Annotated in this window: 11 protein-coding genes; 3 read left to right on the forward strand and 8 right to left on the reverse strand. The window is 67.8% G+C overall.

Going from position 1 to position 17762, the window contains the following annotated elements; translation table 11 throughout:
- Positions 1–13 precede the first annotated feature (13 nt).
- From AC1DS6_RS32725 to AC1DS6_RS32735, 3 genes are all read right to left on the reverse strand, one after another.
- Positions 14–3559 carry a transglutaminase family protein gene (locus AC1DS6_RS32725; protein ID WP_441631036.1) on the reverse strand — a complete coding sequence of 1182 codons (3546 nt, stop codon included), beginning with the start codon at positions 3557–3559 and terminating at the stop codon, positions 14–16.
- A gap of 168 nt (positions 3560–3727) precedes the next feature.
- Positions 3728–4468, reverse strand: coding sequence for a tetratricopeptide repeat protein (locus AC1DS6_RS32730; RefSeq protein WP_441631034.1), 741 nt, complete (start codon positions 4466–4468; stop codon positions 3728–3730).
- A 92-nt stretch (positions 4469–4560) separates the two neighbouring features.
- Positions 4561–5160 (reverse strand): MarR family winged helix-turn-helix transcriptional regulator, encoded by a 600-nt coding sequence (locus AC1DS6_RS32735; RefSeq protein ID WP_441631032.1) that lies wholly within the window; start codon positions 5158–5160, stop codon positions 4561–4563.
- Between the two features lie 283 nt (positions 5161–5443).
- Here AC1DS6_RS32735 and AC1DS6_RS32740 point away from each other — a divergent pair, with 283 nt between their 5' ends.
- The 3 genes from AC1DS6_RS32740 (at position 5444) to AC1DS6_RS32750 (ending at position 8930) form a co-directional block, all read left to right on the forward strand.
- Positions 5444–6391, forward strand: a complete 948-nt coding sequence (locus tag AC1DS6_RS32740) for a tripartite tricarboxylate transporter substrate-binding protein (protein WP_051648081.1) — start codon at positions 5444–5446, stop codon at positions 6389–6391.
- Positions 6392–6549: 158 nt separating this feature from the next.
- Positions 6550–8109, forward strand: a complete 1560-nt coding sequence (locus tag AC1DS6_RS32745; RefSeq protein ID WP_441631030.1) for a sulfatase-like hydrolase/transferase — start codon at positions 6550–6552, stop codon at positions 8107–8109.
- Between the two features lie 161 nt (positions 8110–8270).
- Positions 8271–8930 (forward strand): response regulator transcription factor, encoded by a 660-nt coding sequence (locus tag AC1DS6_RS32750; protein ID WP_441631028.1) that lies wholly within the window; start codon positions 8271–8273, stop codon positions 8928–8930.
- On the opposite strand, the gene AC1DS6_RS32755 is transcribed toward AC1DS6_RS32750, so the two are convergent.
- The 5 genes from AC1DS6_RS32755 to kdpB form a co-directional block, all read right to left on the reverse strand.
- Positions 8897–10939: a sensor histidine kinase gene (locus AC1DS6_RS32755; RefSeq protein ID WP_441631026.1), complete on the reverse strand. Its 2043-nt coding sequence runs from the start codon at positions 10937–10939 to the stop codon at positions 8897–8899. The genes AC1DS6_RS32750 and AC1DS6_RS32755 overlap by 34 nt on opposite strands.
- 136 nt (positions 10940–11075) lie before the next feature.
- Complete coding sequence (gene kdpE, locus AC1DS6_RS32760; RefSeq protein ID WP_441631024.1) at positions 11076–11771, reverse strand: two-component system response regulator KdpE; 696 nt, start codon at positions 11769–11771, stop codon at positions 11076–11078.
- A complete protein-coding gene (locus tag AC1DS6_RS32765; RefSeq protein ID WP_441631022.1) occupies positions 11761–14676 on the reverse strand; it encodes a DUF4118 domain-containing protein in 2916 nt (971 codons plus the stop codon). The genes kdpE and AC1DS6_RS32765 overlap by 11 nt, the downstream gene beginning before the upstream one ends.
- A gap of 159 nt (positions 14677–14835) precedes the next feature.
- Positions 14836–15453, reverse strand: a complete 618-nt coding sequence (gene kdpC, locus AC1DS6_RS32770) for a potassium-transporting ATPase subunit KdpC (RefSeq protein ID WP_441631020.1) — start codon at positions 15451–15453, stop codon at positions 14836–14838.
- A gap of 36 nt (positions 15454–15489) precedes the next feature.
- A complete protein-coding gene (kdpB, locus tag AC1DS6_RS32775) occupies positions 15490–17712 on the reverse strand; it encodes a potassium-transporting ATPase subunit KdpB (RefSeq protein WP_441631018.1) in 2223 nt (740 codons plus the stop codon).
- Between the last annotated feature and the right edge of the window lie 50 nt (positions 17713–17762).

Here is a 17762-nt window from a genome sequence, read left to right on the forward strand (position 1 = left end):
GGGGCGAGCCGGATCAGCGTTGCCGCAAATCCAGCGTGAACGGAAACTCGAGGCCGCGGCGGGGTTCCTCCACGCGCATCACGCCCGGTGTGTGTCCGAGTGTGAAGAAGCGTGTCAGGCGCCGGCTTTCGGCCTCGTAGGCATTGACCGGGAAGGTCTCGTAGCTGCGCCCGCCCGGATGCGAAACATGATACTGGCATCCGCCGATGCTGCGTCCCATCCAGGTGTCCACCACGTCGAAAGTCAGCGGCGCGTGCGACGCGATGGTGGGATGGAGCGCGGACGGCGGCGCCCAGGCCCGGTACCGCACCCCCGCCACGAACTCGCCCACGCGCCCGGTGGGCTGCAGCGGCACCGCGCGGCCGTTGACCGTAACCACGTGGCGGCTGTCGTTCAGGCCCAGCACGCGCACTTCGATGCGTTCCAGCGAGGAATCCACATAGCGCACGGTGCCGCCGGCGCTGCCCTCCTCGCCCATCACGTGCCACGGCTCCAGCGCGGCGCGCAGCGTCAGCGCCAGCCCGCCCGCCGCCAGTTCGCCCACGCGCGGGAAGCGGAACTCGAAATGCGGGGCGAACCAGGCGTTGTCGAAGGCGAAGCCCGCCTCGCGCATCTCGGCGAGCACGTCGTCGAAATCCATCTGCACGAAGGTGCCCAGCAGGAAGCGGTCGTGCAACTCGGTGCCCCAGCGCGTGAGCCGCGCGCGATACGGCTCGCGCCAGAAGCGTGCCACCAGCGCGCGCAGCAGCAGTTGCTGCACCAGGCTCATGCGCCCGTGCGGCGGCATCTCGAACGCGCGCAGCTCCAGCAGGCCGAGCCGGCCGGTAGGGCCGTCGGGCGAGTAGAGCTTGTCGATGCAGAACTCGCTGCGGTGGGTGTTGCCGGTGACATCGATCAGGATATTGCGCAACGCGCGGTCGACCAGCCACGGCGGCACGTGCGCGCCATTGGCGCCCGCCGCCCCTTGCGTGCCGCTCAGGCGGTCGAGCTGGTGCTGCAGTTCGGCAAAGGCGATCTCGAGTTCGTACAGCTGGTCGTTGCGTGCCTCGTCCACACGCGGCGCCTGGCTGGTGGGGCCGATGAACATGCCCGAGAACAGGTAGGACAGCGAGGGATGGTTGTGCCAGTACGCGATCAGGCTGGACAGCACATCGGGGCGGCGCAGGAAGGGACTGTCGGCCGGCGTGGCGCCGCCCAGCACGAAGTGGTTGCCGCCGCCGGTCCCGGTGTGGCGGCCGTCGAGCATGAACTTCTCGGTGCTGAGGTAGGTTTCGTGGGCGGCCTGGTAGAGAAACTCGGTATGGTCGACCAGTTCGTCCCAGTTGGCCGCGGGATGGATATTGACCTCGATCACGCCGGGATCGGGCGTGACCTGCAGCACCTTCAGGCGCACGTCGCGCGGGGGCGGGTAGCCTTCGAGCACGATCTTCACGCCCAGCCCGGCGGCGGTGGCTTCCACCGCCGCCAGCAGTTCCAGGTAATCCTCCAGCACGGTCAGCGGCGGCATGAAAACATAGAGCATGCCGCGCTTGTCGCCAGCAGCCTTGCTCTCGGCCTTGGGGCCCGCGGCGCGGCTGGGGTGGCGCACCTCCACGCAGAGCGCGGTGCGGGTGATCCAGCCCGCGGATTCGCCGCGTCCGGGCACGCGCGCCAGGTCGGCCGCCTGGCCGCCGGGCGTGCCGGCACCGACGGCAATGCCCGCGGCCCTGCCGGCACCGGCAACTGCGCTCCTTGCCATCGCGGAGCCGGGTGCCGGGAAAGCCGCGGTGCTGGCGCGAATCCCGTGACCCTGGCCAGTCTCGGCGCCCGAGCCGGCAAGGCCCGGCAACTGCGTGCGCAGCTGTGCGCCGGTGGGTAGCGGCGAGCGTACCGCGAACGGGTCCTGGTCGAACTGCCAGGGGTAGTCCGCCTCGCTGACCCAGGGCAGGGCATCGAGCGGCAGGCGATAGCCCATCGGCGAATCGCCGGGCAGCAGGTACATGCGGTCGTCGCGGAAGAACCACGGTCCGCTGATCCAGCGCTGGCCGGACAAGGCAGGGCCATCCTCCTCGCCGGTGCGGCGCAGCGGCAGCACGTAGCCGGTCGGCCGCGACAGCCCGCCATCGAACACGCGGCGCAGGCGCATGCGCTCCATCTCGTCGTCCAGCCGCGCGTCCATGGGGTCGACGTTGACCGGCAGCCGGCGCTCGCGCCAGAGGTAATACCAGGTGTCTTCATAGCCGGGCTGCACAAAGTCCGGATTGAGGCCGAGCCGGCCGGCCAGGCTGTCGAGGAAACGCTGCGCGTCGGCCTCCGTGTAGTCGCCCGGCTCGCGCTCGTCGGCGAACAGCGACGGATCCTGCCAGCAAGGCTGGCCATCGGCGCGCCAGCAGATCGACAAGGCCCAGCGCGGCAGTTGCTCGCCGGGGTACCACTTGCCCTGGCCGAAGTGCAGGAAACCACCCTCGCCGTATCGGCCGCGCAGTTTATGCACCAGTTCGGTGGCATAGGCGCGCTTGGTGGGACCGAGCGCGTCCGTGTTCCACTCCGCGCCGTCGCGGTCCCTGACCGCGACAAAGGTAGGCTCGCCACCCATGGTCAGGCGCACGTCCTGCGCGTTGAGCAAGCGATCGACCTCGGCGCCGGTGGCGGCCACGGCCTGCCACTGCTCCTCGGTATAGGGCTTGGTCACCCGCGGCGATTCATAGATGCGGGTGATCGACATCTCGTGGTGAAAGCTCACCTCGCTCTCGTCCACCGCGCCGCTGACCGGCGCCGCGCTGCTGGGCTCGGGCGTGCACGCCACCGGGATATGGCCCTCGCCGGCCAGCAGGCCGGAGGTGGGATCCAGGCCGACCCAGCCCGCGCCGGGCAGGTACACCTCGCACCAGGCGTGCAGGTCGGTGAAGTCCACCTCGGTGCCGCTGGGGCCGTCGATGGATTTCACGTCGGGCGCCAGTTGCAGCAGGTAGCCGGATACGAAGCGCGCCGCCAGACCCAGGTGGCGCAGCGTCTGCACCAGCAGCCAGCCCGAATCGCGGCAGGAGCCCGCGCCGGATTCCAGCGTCTGCTCCGGCGTCTGCACGCCGGGCTCCATGCGGATCAGGTAGCGGATGTCCTCCTGCAGGCGCTGGTTCAGGCCCACCAGGAAATCGATGGTGACCTGCGGCGTGCGCGGGATGCTCTCCACGAAGGCGGCAAAGCGCGGCGTCGGCTCGCCCTTGACCATATAGGGCGCCAGTTCGTGCGCCAGGCCCGCCTCGTAACTGAAGGGGAAACGCTCGGCGTAGGGTTCCAGGAAGAAGTCGAACGGGTTGTAGACTGCCATCTCGACCACCAGGTCGACGGTGATCTTGAACCCGGTCGTGGGCTCGGGAATCACCAGCCGGGCCAGATAGTTGGCGAACGGGTCCTGCTGCCAGTTGATGAAATGCTGCTCGGGCTCGATACGCAGCGAATACGAAAGAATGGGGGTGCGGCAGTGTGGGGCGGGCCGGAGCCGTACCACTTGCGGCGAGAGTTTCACCGGCCGGTCATACCGGTAGTGGGTGACGTGGTTCAGTGCGACGTGCGTTGCCACTCGGGCCTCCCATTGCGCAGGTTTTGTGTTGTGCTTACAAGCAAGAGTTGTACCGCCCCGGGCTCGACGAGGCGCGGCTTCCTCCTTGATTACGCTCTGCTCCGGCCGGCGTCAGCCTGGCCGCGGCTACTCCACCTGATATGGCACCATGGCAATGCGACCGGGGCATTACATGGCACCGGCTCCTTTGGGATTGGCTTTCGCCTTGTCTTTCAGCCCCTGCTCCAGCAGCGAGCGCAGCTTGGCCAGCGCGCCGGGGTCTCCGTGCGAGGCGGAGCGGGCGTACCAGATCTTGGCCTGCTCGATGTCTTTTTCCACCACGCCGGGCTCGCCACGCTCGTAATAGCTGCCGACGATGTATTGCGCGCCGCCGTCGCCGGCGCTGGCGGCGCGGCTGTACCACTGGAATGCCTTGCCGTAGTCGCGCGCCACGCCGCGCCCGGTAAAGTAGTTCGTCGCCAGCTCGACCTGGGCCTGCACATGGCCGCCTTCCGCCGCGCGGCGGTACCACTCGTTGGCGGATTCCAGCGAGCGCGGCACCAGTTCGCCGTGCTCGTACAGCTCGCCAAAAGTGAACTGGGCGTGGGTCATGTCGTTGTCGGCGGCGCGGCGCAGCCAGACCAGCGCCTCCTGCGGGCGCACCGGCGTGCCCTCGCCGCGCAGCATCATCATCGCGTAATTGAACTGGGCCAGCCGGTTGCCCTGCTCGGCCGCCTTGGCAAAGTCGCGCAAGGCCGCATCGAAGGCGCCTGCGTCGTAGGCGGCCACCGCCTGGCGCGTCAGCGCTTGCGCCGGTGCGGGAGGCTGGGGCGCGGCAAGGGCAAGCGGGGCAGCGAGCAGGCAGGCGGGCACCAGCGCCGCGGCGGTGGCGGCGCGCAGCCGGGGCGAAAAGAGACGAACAAGCGGCATGGCAGGCTCCAGGCAGTGCACGCGCTGACTCCAAGTCTACAAGTGTAGGAGCAGGAAGTCGCAGGGTGCAGTCGGAAGCCAGCGGCCGGACCTTACGGCTGGCGCCACCAATCCTGGGGCAACTGCGCAGGCGCGGGTACGGTATCGGGCAGCGCTTGCGCCTGCGCCAGCAAGGTTTCGGCCTCGGCTTGCAGGCGGGACAGGCAACGCCCCAGCACCCGCGCCTCCTCCGGAGCCAGGCAGGCGGCCAGGCGCGCGTTGAAGGCCTGCGCCTGCGCAAAGGCCTGCCGGTAGACCGCCTCGCCCTCCTCGCTCAGCACGAACGCCGCCGCCCGCCGGTCCGTCTCGCGCGTGGCGCGCAGCACCAGACCACGCGCCATCAAGGCATGCACGGCGCGGCTGGCCAGCACCTTGTCCAGCCCGGCGCTTTGCGCCAGCTCCGTCAGGCGCGTGCCCGGCTGCTCGCCGAGGAAGGACAGCATGCGCCACTCGCGCCGGCTCACCCCGACCGCGACGCGCAGGTGATGCCCGCTGGCTTGCAGGGCGACACGGCTCAGGTGATAGAGGCGGTAGTTCAGGAAGTCGGCCAGCCGGGCGGGATGCTGCAGCGTCTCGCCGGCATCCCGTTCCCGTTCGTCCGCCAGCTCCCCGGCGTTCCCGCTGCCCTGCCTGCCCGTTTCGTCAGCGCTCATGCCGCATCCGCAAATTTAGTTGATTTTGTCAATTATATGGGTGGGTGTTAGCGTCTGTGCCGCTGCACAAGAACTGGCGAGCCGCATGGACAACGCAGCCGCCGGGGTACGGCCGGGCACCCGGCGACAAGGAACGAAACGCGCGGATCGATCCGCGAAACCCTTCTTTGGCTCACCACGACCGTATCGATAAATTGGCCGGCTTCCCGCCGATGCCGAACCAACAGGAGAATCCGTGAAACCCGCCAAACTGCTGCGCGCGCTAGTTCCCACCCTCGCCACCATGACCGTGCTGGCCGCCACCTGCCTGCCCAGCGCACCGGCCAGCGCCCAGAACGACCGTCCTCTGCGCATCCTCGTGGGCTACCCCGCCGGCGGCACCGCCGACCTGGCCGCGCGCCTGATCGGCGACAAGCTGCGCGACGAGCTCAGGCAGACCGTGGTCATCGAGAACAAGCCCGGCGCCGGCGGCCGCCTGGTGATGGACTACGCCCGCACGCTGCCCGCCGACGGCAACACGCTGGTAATCGCCAACTCGGCGGTAATGACCATCGCCCCGCTGGTCTACCGCAAGCTCAATTACGACATCCAGCGCGACTTCACCCCGGTGGCGCAGGCCGCCAACTTCCAGCTGGCGCTGGCCGCCGGCCCCGGCACGACGGCGAAGACGCTGAAGGAGTACATCGACTGGCTCAAGGCCAATCCTGCGAAGAACAACTCGTACGCGTCGCCGGCGCTTGGCAGCATCCCGCACTTCTTTGGCTTGCTGGTCGGCAGGCAGGTGGGCGTCGAGATGCTGCATGTGCCGTTCAATGGCTCGGCACCGCTGATGAATGCGCTGGTGGGCGGGCAGGTGCCGGCGTCGGTCGATACGCTGGCCGACCTGACCGAGATGCACCGGGCCGGAAAGATTCGCGTGCTGGCGAGTTCGGGAACGCAGCGGTCGGTGGCGCTGCCGGATGTGCCCACGTTTACCGAGCTTGGCTATAAGGATATCGAGGGCGTAGGCAGGTACGGCTTCCTGGCGCCGGCTGGCTTGCCGAAGGCGGCCATCGACCGGCTGAACGCGGCGATTGTGCACGCGGTGCAGTCAGGAGACCTGAAGGAGCGCTTCCTGAAGCTGGGACTGGAGCCGCTGACCGGGAGCGCGGAGCAGTTCGGGAAGGTGCTGGCGGCGGACGCAGGGCGCTGGGGGCCGGTGGTCAAGGCATCCGGTTATACGGGAGACTGAAAATCCCCCCAGAAAATATCGCCATGATTATTCATCAGATCAATATCATCTTCTTGACTGATGTAGTCATCGTCGAATCCCATTCTGTTATTTGTTGAGTTGATGGAATCCGGGTCGGGCGGCAATCGTCCGACCCCAGGCAGATCGTCAGGAAAGCCATGTCCACGAGAAACACCCTCTTCATCATGTGCGACCAGTTGCGTCAGGACCACCTGACCTGCTACGGCCACCCCACCCTGCGCACCAGGAACATCGACGCCCTCGCCGCGCGCGGCGTGCGCTTCACCAAGGCCTTCGTCACCTCCGGCGTGTGCGGCCCGAGCCGCATGAGCTTCTACACCGGCCGCTACCCCAGCAGCCACGGCGCCACCTGGAATCGCGTGCCGCTGTCGGTCGGCGAAGTGACGCTGGGCGAGTACCTGAAGGACAGTCACCGCTCACTGGCGCTCGCCGGCAAGACCCACGTCATGCCCGACAACGCCAACATGAAACGCCTGCACCTCGACGGCGGCAGCGAGCTGGAAACGCTGCTGCGCAGCGGGCATTTTGTCGAAGTCGACCGTCATGACGGCCATCATGCCGAGCCCCGCGGCGCCTATGCCGACTGGCTGCGCCAGCAGGGCTACGACAGCGCCGATCCCTGGACCGATTACGTGATCAGCGCGGAGAACGCGCAGGGCGAGATCGTGTCGGGCTGGCAGATGCGCAATGCAGGCCTGCCGGCGCGCGTGGCGGAGCCGCATTCGGAGACGGCCTATACGGTAGGCCAGGCCATGCAGTACATCGCCACGCGTGGCGACGATCCGTGGGTACTGCATCTCTCGCTGGTCAAGCCGCACTGGCCCTATATGGCACCGGCGCCTTACCACGCGGCTTACTCGCTGGACGACTGCCTGCCGCTCAAGCGCCACGACGCGGAGCTGGAGGACCCGCACCCGGTGCTGGACGCATACCGCACGCAGGAGGAATGCGCCAACTTCATGCGCAGCGAAGTCTCGGACACGGTTCGCCCCGCCTATCAGGGGCTGGTGCAGCAGATCGACGACCGGCTTGGCGAGCTGTGGGAGCAGCTCGAACGCCTGGGCCGCTGGGAAGATACGCTGATCGTCTTCACCGCCGATCACGGCGACTTCCTCGGCGATCACTGGCTCGGCGAGAAGGAGCAGTTCTACGACACCGTGCAGAATATCCCGCTGATCGTCTACGACCCATCGCCCGACGCCGATGCCACGCGCGGCAGCGTCGATGCGCGCATGGTCTCCGCCGTGGACGTGGTGCCGACCGTGCTGGACGCCCTGGGCCTGCCGCCGGCCGACCATCGCGTCGAAGGCCGCTCGCTGCTGGATCTCACGCGCGCGCGCAGCGCCGGTCCGTGGCGCGATTTCGTGGTGTCGGAGCTGGACTACGCCTATCGCGGCGCGCGCGTGGCGCTGGGCCGGCACCCGGGCGAATGCCGAGCCTGGATGGTCCGCAACGCCCGCTGGAAGTATGTTCACTGGCAGGGCTTCCGCCCGCAGCTGTTCGACCTGGAGCGCGACCCCGATGAGTTCTTCGACCTGGGCGGGGATGCCGGCCATGAGCCGATCCGCTCGGCCATGCGGGGGCATCTGCTGGAATGGTTCTGCACGCTGAAGCCACGCACCACGGTCAGCAGTGCGGAAGTGGCGGCGAAGACCAATGTGTATAAGCAGGCGGGCGTGTTCTTTGGCGTGTGGTGAGCGGTCAGTTGTGAGCGGGCCTCGCAGCGGGGGCAGGGTCGATTAGGCAGAGATGCAGCCCAGGGGTTAAGATTCCACCCATTCTTACCGTAATATCGCAGGAGCAGGCTGAAACCTGCCCTGGCCACGATCATTTAAGGTAACCGCTGCAAGGTATTGGGATGGGCAATGTCATCTTGCTCGAGGATGAGATCGAGCTACGCGAGGAACTGGCGGCTTTCCTGCAAAAGCGCGGCTGGATGGTAAGCCAGGCAGGCAGCCTGGCGGAATTCCTGCCGCTGGCCGCGCAGGCGGAAATTGCCGTCATCGATGTCATGCTGCCCGACGGAACCGGTTTTGATGCGGCAAGCCGGCTAAGACAGGAACGGCCCGGCTGCGGCATCGTCATGCTCACGGCCCGCGGCGAATCGCAGGACAAGATCCACGGCCTGAACGGCGGGGCGGACCACTATCTGGTCAAGCCCGTCAAACTGCTGGAATTCGACGCCATCCTTCGCGCCCTGAGCCGCCGGGTGATTGCCAACTGGCGGCTCGACCGCCAGGCCTGCACGCTGGTCGCGCCGGCCGGAGACCGCCTGGCCGTCTCCTCCAATGAGAGCAAATTGCTCGAGATGCTGGCACGCAACCCGGCCCAGCCCGTCAATCGCCGCCAGATCGCCGAAGGCTTCGGCTTCGACTGGCTAAGCTACGACGAACGCCGGCTGGAAACCATGGTCAGCCGTCTCCGGCAGCGCTGGCGGAGCGAATCGGGAACTGAGTTGCCGCTCAGGACCGCCCACCGGAAAGGCTACACGTTCACCGCGCCCATCTCGCTGGCCTGATTGCCGGCCTGCAGGCCCGGCTGCGCCGACGGCAGGAAAATCCTCGCGCGACAGCCCTGCCCCGGCATGCTTTCCAAAGCCAATGTGCCGCCCTGCATTTCCACCATGCGCCGGGCCAGCGACAAGCCTAGCCCGGTCCCGGGCTTCTGCCCGGCATTCTGGCCGCGATAAAAGCGATCGAATATGCGCGGCAGGTCCGCCGGATCGATGCCCGGCCCGTTGTCCCGCACCTCCAGCTCCACGCCTGCGGCCACCAACCTGCCGCCCAGGACCACCCGGCTGCCCACGGGTGTGTACTTCACCGCATTGTCGGCCAGCGTGCGCAACGCCAGCCGCAACAGGCTGGCATCGCACAGGAAGGCCTCCGGCAAGCGGCTCCCGTCAACCTCCAGCTGGTGCCCCTCCGAAAGCAAACGGGCTGCCGCCGCGGCATCCTCCAGCAAGTCCGGCAGACTGGTGCGCGAAGGCCGGGAGCCATGCCGCAGCAGCTCGAAGCCATCCTCATGCAACGAGTCATTCAGCAGCATGGTCAGGCGCTGCGTGGCACGCAGGATCTTCTGGTACCGGGCCGAGGTCCGCGGATCATCGTGGGCATCGTCCAGGTCCAGGTTCTGGGCCGTCGCATCGATCACGGCCAGCGGCGTGCGCAGTTCATGCGACACCGTGGACAGGAACTGCCGCTGCTCTTCCTGCGCCCGGCGCTCCAGCGACAGGGACGCCTCCACCTGCGCCATGGCATCTCTGAGCGCCTGCGTGCGCAGGGCAACCTTGAGTTCCAGATCGCGCTCGGCCTGATGGGCCACGCGCAAGGCTTCGGCCTGCGCGGCTTCTTTTTCGGCCCGCATATCCGTGTATCGCCAGCTGATGGCCGAATTCATGATAAGCAGGAAAGCCACCATGCCCAGGTAGTTGGCGTTGTCGACGAACGAGCCGGGATCGATCCAGCCGACATTGCGCGCCAGGCGCAACACGGTGCCGCCCAGCAGGAGAACCAGGACAAACACCAGCACCCGCGCGGCCTTCTGGCCGCGCCAGGCCATCACCGTGGCAACGATCAGCTGTATCACCATGATGGCGATACCCCACAGCAGGGCCAGTGGACGTATCCACCAGACATTGTCCAGGAGCAGCCAGGATGCCGAAACCAGGGCCACACCCCAGGTCAGCAGGGAGAAGCCGACCGCCCAACGCCGCCAGGGCGCCTCGAACAGGCCGTGATAGTGCGCCGTGAACATGACGCCAAGTGGCGTCACGGAAAACCAGCTCAGCACGTAAAGGGTTTCGCTCGCAAGCGGCCATTCGCGCAGCAGATACTGATAGGTGAAACCTTCGGCGCCCAGCGAAATAAACAGATTGGCCAGCACGGTAAGACTGAACAGCCCGAAGGAAATATTGCGGGTCACCCAATAGAACCAGACGCTGGTGATCAGCAAGACCAGGTGCGCCGCGTAGAACAAGCCAAACAGAAGCAGTTCGGTGCCGATAAAGGAAATGAACGCTTCTGGCGACCACACCACCAGGGGAAAGCTCAGTGTGCTGGTACTGCGCACGCGCAGATACAGGGTGACCGGCTGGTCCGCCGGCAGGTCGAGCCGGAACACCGGGCTGCGGTAATTCACGTCACGCCCCGCGACCGGCTGCCTGTCGCCAGCCACCCGCTGCTCGTACCCGCCCCCACGCTGCGGCAGGAACAGGGTGACGTCGTCCAGCAGCGCCGAGCGCAACTGCAGCAGCCATATCGGTGCGGCTTGCGCCGGCCGCGTCAGGGTGATGCGCAGCCAGACGGTCCCCTTCACGTAACCAAGGGCGGGAGGCGAGTCCTGGGGCTGGAAGGCGGCCGCGGTCTCGGGCCGGGATAGCTGCGCCACGGTCAGCGCATCCTGCGGATCGCGCAGCAGTTCCCAATGCTGGCCAAGGGAGACCTCCCCCGACTGCGGCAAACGCACTTCCGCCCATGCCGCGGACTGGCCCACCCAGCACAAGAGAACAATCAGGAAGAGCCGAACCATTGCCCCCTCAGCTGGCGTTTGGCGGAAAGGGCATGACTATATCCCACCGCCGACCGGGCTTTTTCGCTTCCCCGGGCCATGTCAGCTTTTGTCAGTTTTTTCAGTGATTTCAAACCTGTTGCGTACGGCCGCCCTGTCACCCCACGAACCGGTACCCCACCCCCACCTCCGTCATCAGATGCGAAGGCTGCGCGGGATCGGTTTCCAGCTTGTGCCGCAGGTGCCCCATGTACACCCGCAAGTAATGGCTGCTCTCGGAATGCGCGGGCCCCCACACTTCACGCAGCAGCTCGCGATGCGTCATCACCTTGCCGCGATGCGCGATCAGTACGGCCAGCAGGCGGTATTCGATCGGCGTGAGATGCACGTCGTCGCCGGCGCGCGTGACTACCCGGTTGGCCAGGTCGATCCGCACTTCGCCAAAGGTAACCAGCGGCGTGCCTTGCGGATTGATCTTGGCATGCCGGCGCAGCAGCACGCGCACGCGCGCGATCAGCTCGCCCACGCCGAAGGGCTTGGTCAGGTAGTCGTCGGCGCCGGCATCGAGCGCGGCGATCTTGTCGGCTTCGCCGGTGCGCGCCGACAGCACCAGCACCGGTACTTCGGTCCAGGTGCGCATCTCGCGGATCAGCGTCATGCCGTCGCCGTCGGGCAGGCCCAGGTCGAGGATCACCACGTCGGGCTGGCGCGTGCCGGCATCGATCAGGCCGCGCTTGAGCGTCTCGGCCTCATGCACGGTGCAGCCCTCCGCCTGCAATGCCTCGCGCACGAAACGCCGGATATGCGGCTCGTCTTCGACCAGCAATACCGTGGGCGAAAATTCAAACGTCATTTCGGTTGGATTCCTTGTTTGCTGCTTCGTGCGCGAGCTCGGGCGGCTCCGGCTCGATCGCCGGCGGATTGCCGCGCGGCAGCGCCACCACGAATCGCGCGCCGGTACCCTGCGTGCCACCGGCACGCGCCACGCCGGCGCTTTCCACCCAGATGCGCCCGCCGTGCGCCTGCACGATGGCTTCGCAAACGGCGAGCCCCAGGCCCACGCCGGCGGTGGCCGACTCGCGCTCGCCGCGCGTGAATTTCTGGAAGATCGACAGCTCCTGTCCGCGCGGCACGCCGGGGCCGTCGTCCTCCACCACGAGCCGCACCTCCGCGTCAGCCACCTCGCCGGCAATGCGGATGCCGGTGCCCGGCGGCGTGTACTTGGCGGCATTCTCCAGCAGGTTGCACAGCACCCGCTCCATCAGCACCGCGTCGCACTCCACCAGCGGCAACGCCGACAGATCGGCCACCGACACGCGGTGCCGCGAGAGCGCGTCGCGCATGCCGGCCAGCGCCGCGCCCACCAGCTCTTCAAGCGATTGCCACTCCTTCTGCATGCGTACATCGCGGCTTTGCAGGCGCGCCATGTCGAGCAGGTTGACCACCATGGTACGCATGCGCAGGGCCTGCTCGCGCATCGCGTCCACGGTTTCGGACAGCGGCGGAGGCAGCGGCGGTTCGGTGCGCTGCATGGTTTCGGCCATGCCGATCAGGCTGGTCAGCGGCGTGCGCAGATCGTGCGAGACGGCGGCCAGCAGCGAGCTGCGCAGCCGCTCCGACTCCATCGACACCAGCGCCTGCTGCGCCACCTCCACATAATGCAGGCGCTCGATGGCGATCGCGATCAGCGTGGCGAACACATCGATCTGCCGGCGCCGCTCGGGCCGCGCGAAGGCGCGCCACTCCTGCGGCTCCACCGCCAGCACGCCGCGCGTCTGCATCGGCGCCTTGAGCGGCAGGTAGAGTACGGTGCTGCCCGGCAGCGTGTGGGTGCCGGTGCCTGCGGGCTGGCCATGATCGAATACCCATTGCGCCAGCACCGGGTCGATGGCGTCGCTGCCGCGCTGCGCGGGATCGATTACCGGCGGCATCAGCCGCCCCTTGGGCGACACCAGGAAGAACGCCGAACGCGCCCCCAGCGCGGCGTGCAGGAAGCGGCCGCTGATCTCGATGATCTGCTCTGGCATCAGCGCGGCGGACAACTCGCGCGCCAGCTCATAGAGGGTGCGGGCATCGGTCTCGCGCTCAACCGAAACCTGGGCCTGCTCACGCAGCCCGGCTGTCAGCTGGCCGATCACCAGGCCCACCGCCAGCATCACCACGAACGTCACCAGGTATTGCACGTCGCTGACCGCGAAGGACATGCGCGGCGGCACGAAGAAGAAATCGAAAGCCGCCACCGATAGCACCGAGGCCAGCGCGGCAGGGCCGCGGCCGTGGCGCAGCGCCACGCCGACCACCGCCGCGAGGAACAACATCGCGATATTGACCAGGTCGAACCAAGGCCGCGTCAGCGCCGACAACAAGCTGGCGCCGCCGCACCACGCAACCGCCCACAGGTAGTCGATGCGGCGCGCCACCGCGCTGCTGTCGTCATTGCGCGCCGGATCCTCGCGCACGTCGGCGCGCCCGGACACCGGTTGCGCACGGCCGCGCGTGTCGGCGCCCATGGCATCGGCGGCGACACGGATCACATCGATCTCCGGGCAGCCGAGCGCCAGCGAATCGGCAAAGCTATGGCGCCCGAACAGCCAGGCGCGCGCGCCCAGGAACGGCGACAGGCCCAGTGCCAGCAGCTCCCGCGCGCGCGCCAGCGGGCTGCCGCCACTATGGTGCCAGGTTCCTGGCGCACGCCCGACCACTACCTTGGTGAGATTGTGGCGCCGCACATAGCCCGCCACCGCCTGCACGATATCGCTGCCGGCCAGGGTCTCGGTGCGCGCGCCGAGCTCTTCGGCCAGCCGCATCGCCTCCTCGATGTTCGCGCGCTCCTGTTCGGCGAACCGCGCCAGCCGCGGCGTGGCCACCGTCACCACATGCCAGTCGCAATCGAGCTGCCCGGCCAGCCGGCGCGCGCTCTTGACCACCTGCGCCGCATCGTCGCCCGTGCCGATGCAGGCCAGCACCGCTTCGCGCGTGCGCCACACCGGGCGGATCGATTCGGCGTGCCGGTAGGCGCGCACATCGTCGTCGACGCGGTCGGCGGTGCGGCGCAGCGCCAGTTCGCGCAGCGCGATCAGGTTGCCCTTGCGGAAGAAGTTGCTGGCCGCGGTCCGTGCCTGTTCCGGCAGGTAGACCTTGCCGTCGCGCAGCCGCCGCAGCAGTTCGTCGGCGGGCAGGTCCACCAGGATGACTTCGTCGGCGTCGTCGAACACCGTGTCGGGCACGGTCTCCCACACGCGGATGCCGGTGATGCCGCCCACCGCCTCGTTGAGGCTGTCCAGATGCTGGACATTGACGGTGGTCCAGACATCGATGCCGGCCGACAGCAGTTCCTCGATGTCCTGCCAGCGCTTGGGGTGACGGCTGCCGGGCGCGTTGGAATGCGCCAGCTCGTCGACCAGGATCAGCGCCGGGCGCCGGGCCAGGGCGCCGTCCAGGTCGAACTCGTGCAGCACGTGGTCGTCGAGCTTGTGATGCGGCATGGCCTTCATCGGCAGCCGCTCCAGCCCCACGATCAGCACCTCGGTCTCGGCGCGACCGTGGGTTTCCACCACGCCGATCACCACGTCGCTGCCTTGCTCGCGCAGCGCCCGCGCGGCGGTCAGCATGGCGAAGGTCTTGCCGACGCCGGCGGAAGCGCCGAAATACACACGCAGCTTGCCGCGTGCGGCGCGCTCGCCCTCCTCCTGCATGCGTTGCAGCAAGGCATCGGGATCGGGCCGGCCGGGGGCGTCGCGCGTGGCGGTGTCAGGCATGGTGGGGGTCATTGCCCGGGAGAGGGATGGATACAAACGATTGTGCCACGCCTGGTGCGCAAGAACCGTTTGCCATGCCGACGGCTGTCACTCGCTCTCCCCTCCTGGAGAGGGGCGCAAACCAGCGGGCATTGCCAGCGCGCCAATGGCCCCCCAACCTCACCGCTTCTCGCCATCCAGCGCGAGATTCAGCTTCAGCACATTCACCACCGGATCGCCCATCACCGCCAGCAGCGGCCCGTCCGTGTTCGCCGCAATCAGCGCCTGCACGCGCTCCAGGGGCAGGCCGCGCAGCCGGGCCACGCGTGGCGCCTGATACTGCGCCGCGGCCGGGCTGATGTGCGGATCGAGCCCGCTGCCTGAAGCGGTCACCAGATCCACCGGTACCGGCGCCTGGTTGCCGGGATCGGCCTCGCGCAGCGCTTCGATGCGGCCACGCGCCGCATCGGTCAGCGCAGGATTGCTCGGGCCGAGGTTGGAGCCGGCGGATGCTGCCGCGTTATACGGCATGGGCGCGGTAGCCGACAAGCGGCCCCAGAAGTACCTGGGGTCAGAGAACGGCTGGCCGATCAGTTCCGAACCAACGGCCTTGCCGTCCTTGACGATCAGCGAGCCTGCCGCCTCATGCGGAAACACCGCACTCGAAATGCCGGTGATCACGCCGGGATACAACAGCCCGGTGACGGCCGACAGCACGACAAACACCGTCAGCAAGGGCCGCAGCAGGCCACCCTGGATGGGCGCAACAGGCTGCGCGGTCTGGACTTTCGTATTCATTGATTGCTCCGTTAACATGCCACGCGTTCGACGCGCTCAGACCCAGCCGAACAGCGCCAGGATCATGTCGATCACCTTGATGCCGACGAACGGAACCAGGATGCCGCCCAGCCCATACACCAGCAGGTTGCGCCGCAGCAGCACGGCGGCGCCGAGCGGGCGGTACACCACGCCGCGCAAGGCCAGCGGAATCAGCACCACGATGATCAGCGCGTTGAAGATCACCGCCGACAAGATGGCCGAGGCCGGCGTCGACAAACCCATCACGTTGAGCTGGTTGAGCTGCGGATACGTGGTGGCGAAGGCGGCCGGGATAATGGCGAAATACTTCGCCACGTCGTTGGCCACGCTGAAGGTGGTCAGCGAGCCGCGCGTCATCAGCATCTGCTTGCCGATCTCGACGATCTCGATCAGCTTGGTCGGATTGCTGTCGAGGTCGACCATATTGCCGGCTTCCTTGGCCGCCTGCGTGCCGCTGTTCATCGCCACGGCCACATCGGCCTGCGCCAGCGCGGGGGCGTCGTTGGTGCCGTCGCCGGTCATCGCCACCAGGCGGCCTTCGGCCTGGTAGTCGCGGATCAGCTTGAGCTTGGCTTCGGGCGTGGCTTCGGCAAGGAAGTCATCGACGCCGGCCTCGGCGGCGATCGACGCCGCGGTCAGGCGGTTGTCGCCGGTGATCATCACGGTCTTGATGCCCATCTTGCGCAGCTCGCCGAAGCGCTCGCGGATGCCGGCCTTGACGATGTCCTTGAGCTCGACCACGCCGAGCACGCGCACGTTCTCGCCATCGGCGCTGGATTCCGCCACCACCAGCGGCGTACTGCCGGCGCGCGCCACATCATCCACGGCCTGCATCACCGCGTCGGGGAACTTGCCGGCGCGCTCGGTCACATACTTGCGCACGGCATCGGCGGCGCCCTTGCGCACGCTGCGGCCGCCGGCATCCACGCCGCTCATGCGGGTCTGCGCGGTGAACGGCACGAAGATCGGGCGCAGCGCGCTGATATCGGGCGTAGCCGCGCCGGCCTGCTGGCGCGCCAGCGTCACGATGCTGCGGCCTTCCGGCGTTTCGTCGGCCAGCGACGACAGCCAGGCGGCTTCGGCCAGTTGCTGCGCCGACACGCCGGGCGCGGCGATAAAGCGCGAGGCCTGGCGGTTGCCGTGCGTGATGGTGCCGGTCTTGTCGAGCAGCAGCACGTCCACGTCGCCCGCGGCTTCCACCGCGCGGCCCGAGGTGGCGATCACATTGGCTTCCATCATGCGGCTCATGCCCGCCACGCCGATGGCCGACAGCAGGCCACCGATGGTGGTCGGGATCAGGCACACCAACAGCGCGATCAGCACGGTGATGGTGACCGGCATGCCGGCCTTGGCCACGAGTACGCTGAACACCGAGAACGGCTGCAGCGTGGCGGTGGCCAGCAGCAGCACGATGGTCAGCCCGACCAGCAGGATGGTCAGCGCCAGTTCGTTGGGCGTCTTCTGGCGCTTGGCGCCTTCGACCATGGTGATCATGCGGTCGATAAAGCTCTCGCCCGGATTGGTGGTGATGCGCACCACGATCCAGTCGGACAGCACGCGCGTGCCGCCCGTGACTGAAGAGAAATCTCCGCCCGACTCGCGGATCACCGGCGCCGATTCGCCGGTGATGGCGCTCTCGTCCACCGAGGCCACGCCTTCGATCACATCGCCGTCGCCAGGCACCATGTCGCCGGCCTCGACCAGCACCACGTCGCCACGGCGCAGCGCGGCGGCGCCGCGCGGCTCCGTGGCGCCGGCGGCGCGGTAGTCGCGCCGGCCTTCCTTGATCAGCTTGGCGGTGACCGTGGTCTTGAGCCCGCGCAGCGCCTCGGCCTGCTGCTTGCTGCGCCCTTCGGCCAGCGCTTCGGCAAAGTTGGCGAACAGCACGGTGAACCACAGCCACACCGATACCGCAAGGATGAAGCCGGCGCTCTCGCCGCCCGCCGTAGCTGGCGCGAACAAGGCACGGAAAAACAGGATAGTGGTCAGGATGCTGCCCGCGTAGACCACGAACATCACCGGGTTGCGCAACTGGTCGCGCGGCGAGAGCTTCTTCACCGAGTCGAGCAGGGCCGGCTTGACCAGCTCGGGCGCGAACATGCCGCCGCGCGCCGGACGATGATGGCCGCCGCCCTTGCCGGATCCGTGGGCCGGCGTGGCCACGCTGGTCGCCGGCGTCGTGTTTGCCGGTGCCGCGCCGGCAGTCTTGCCGCGCGTCACCATGGATTCTTGTTGCATGCGTTTCTCCGCAATACGCTGATACGCTTTTCTTGAGGGCCGGCGCCGCC

The organism is Cupriavidus sp. 05L310 (genome assembly GCF_056398185.1).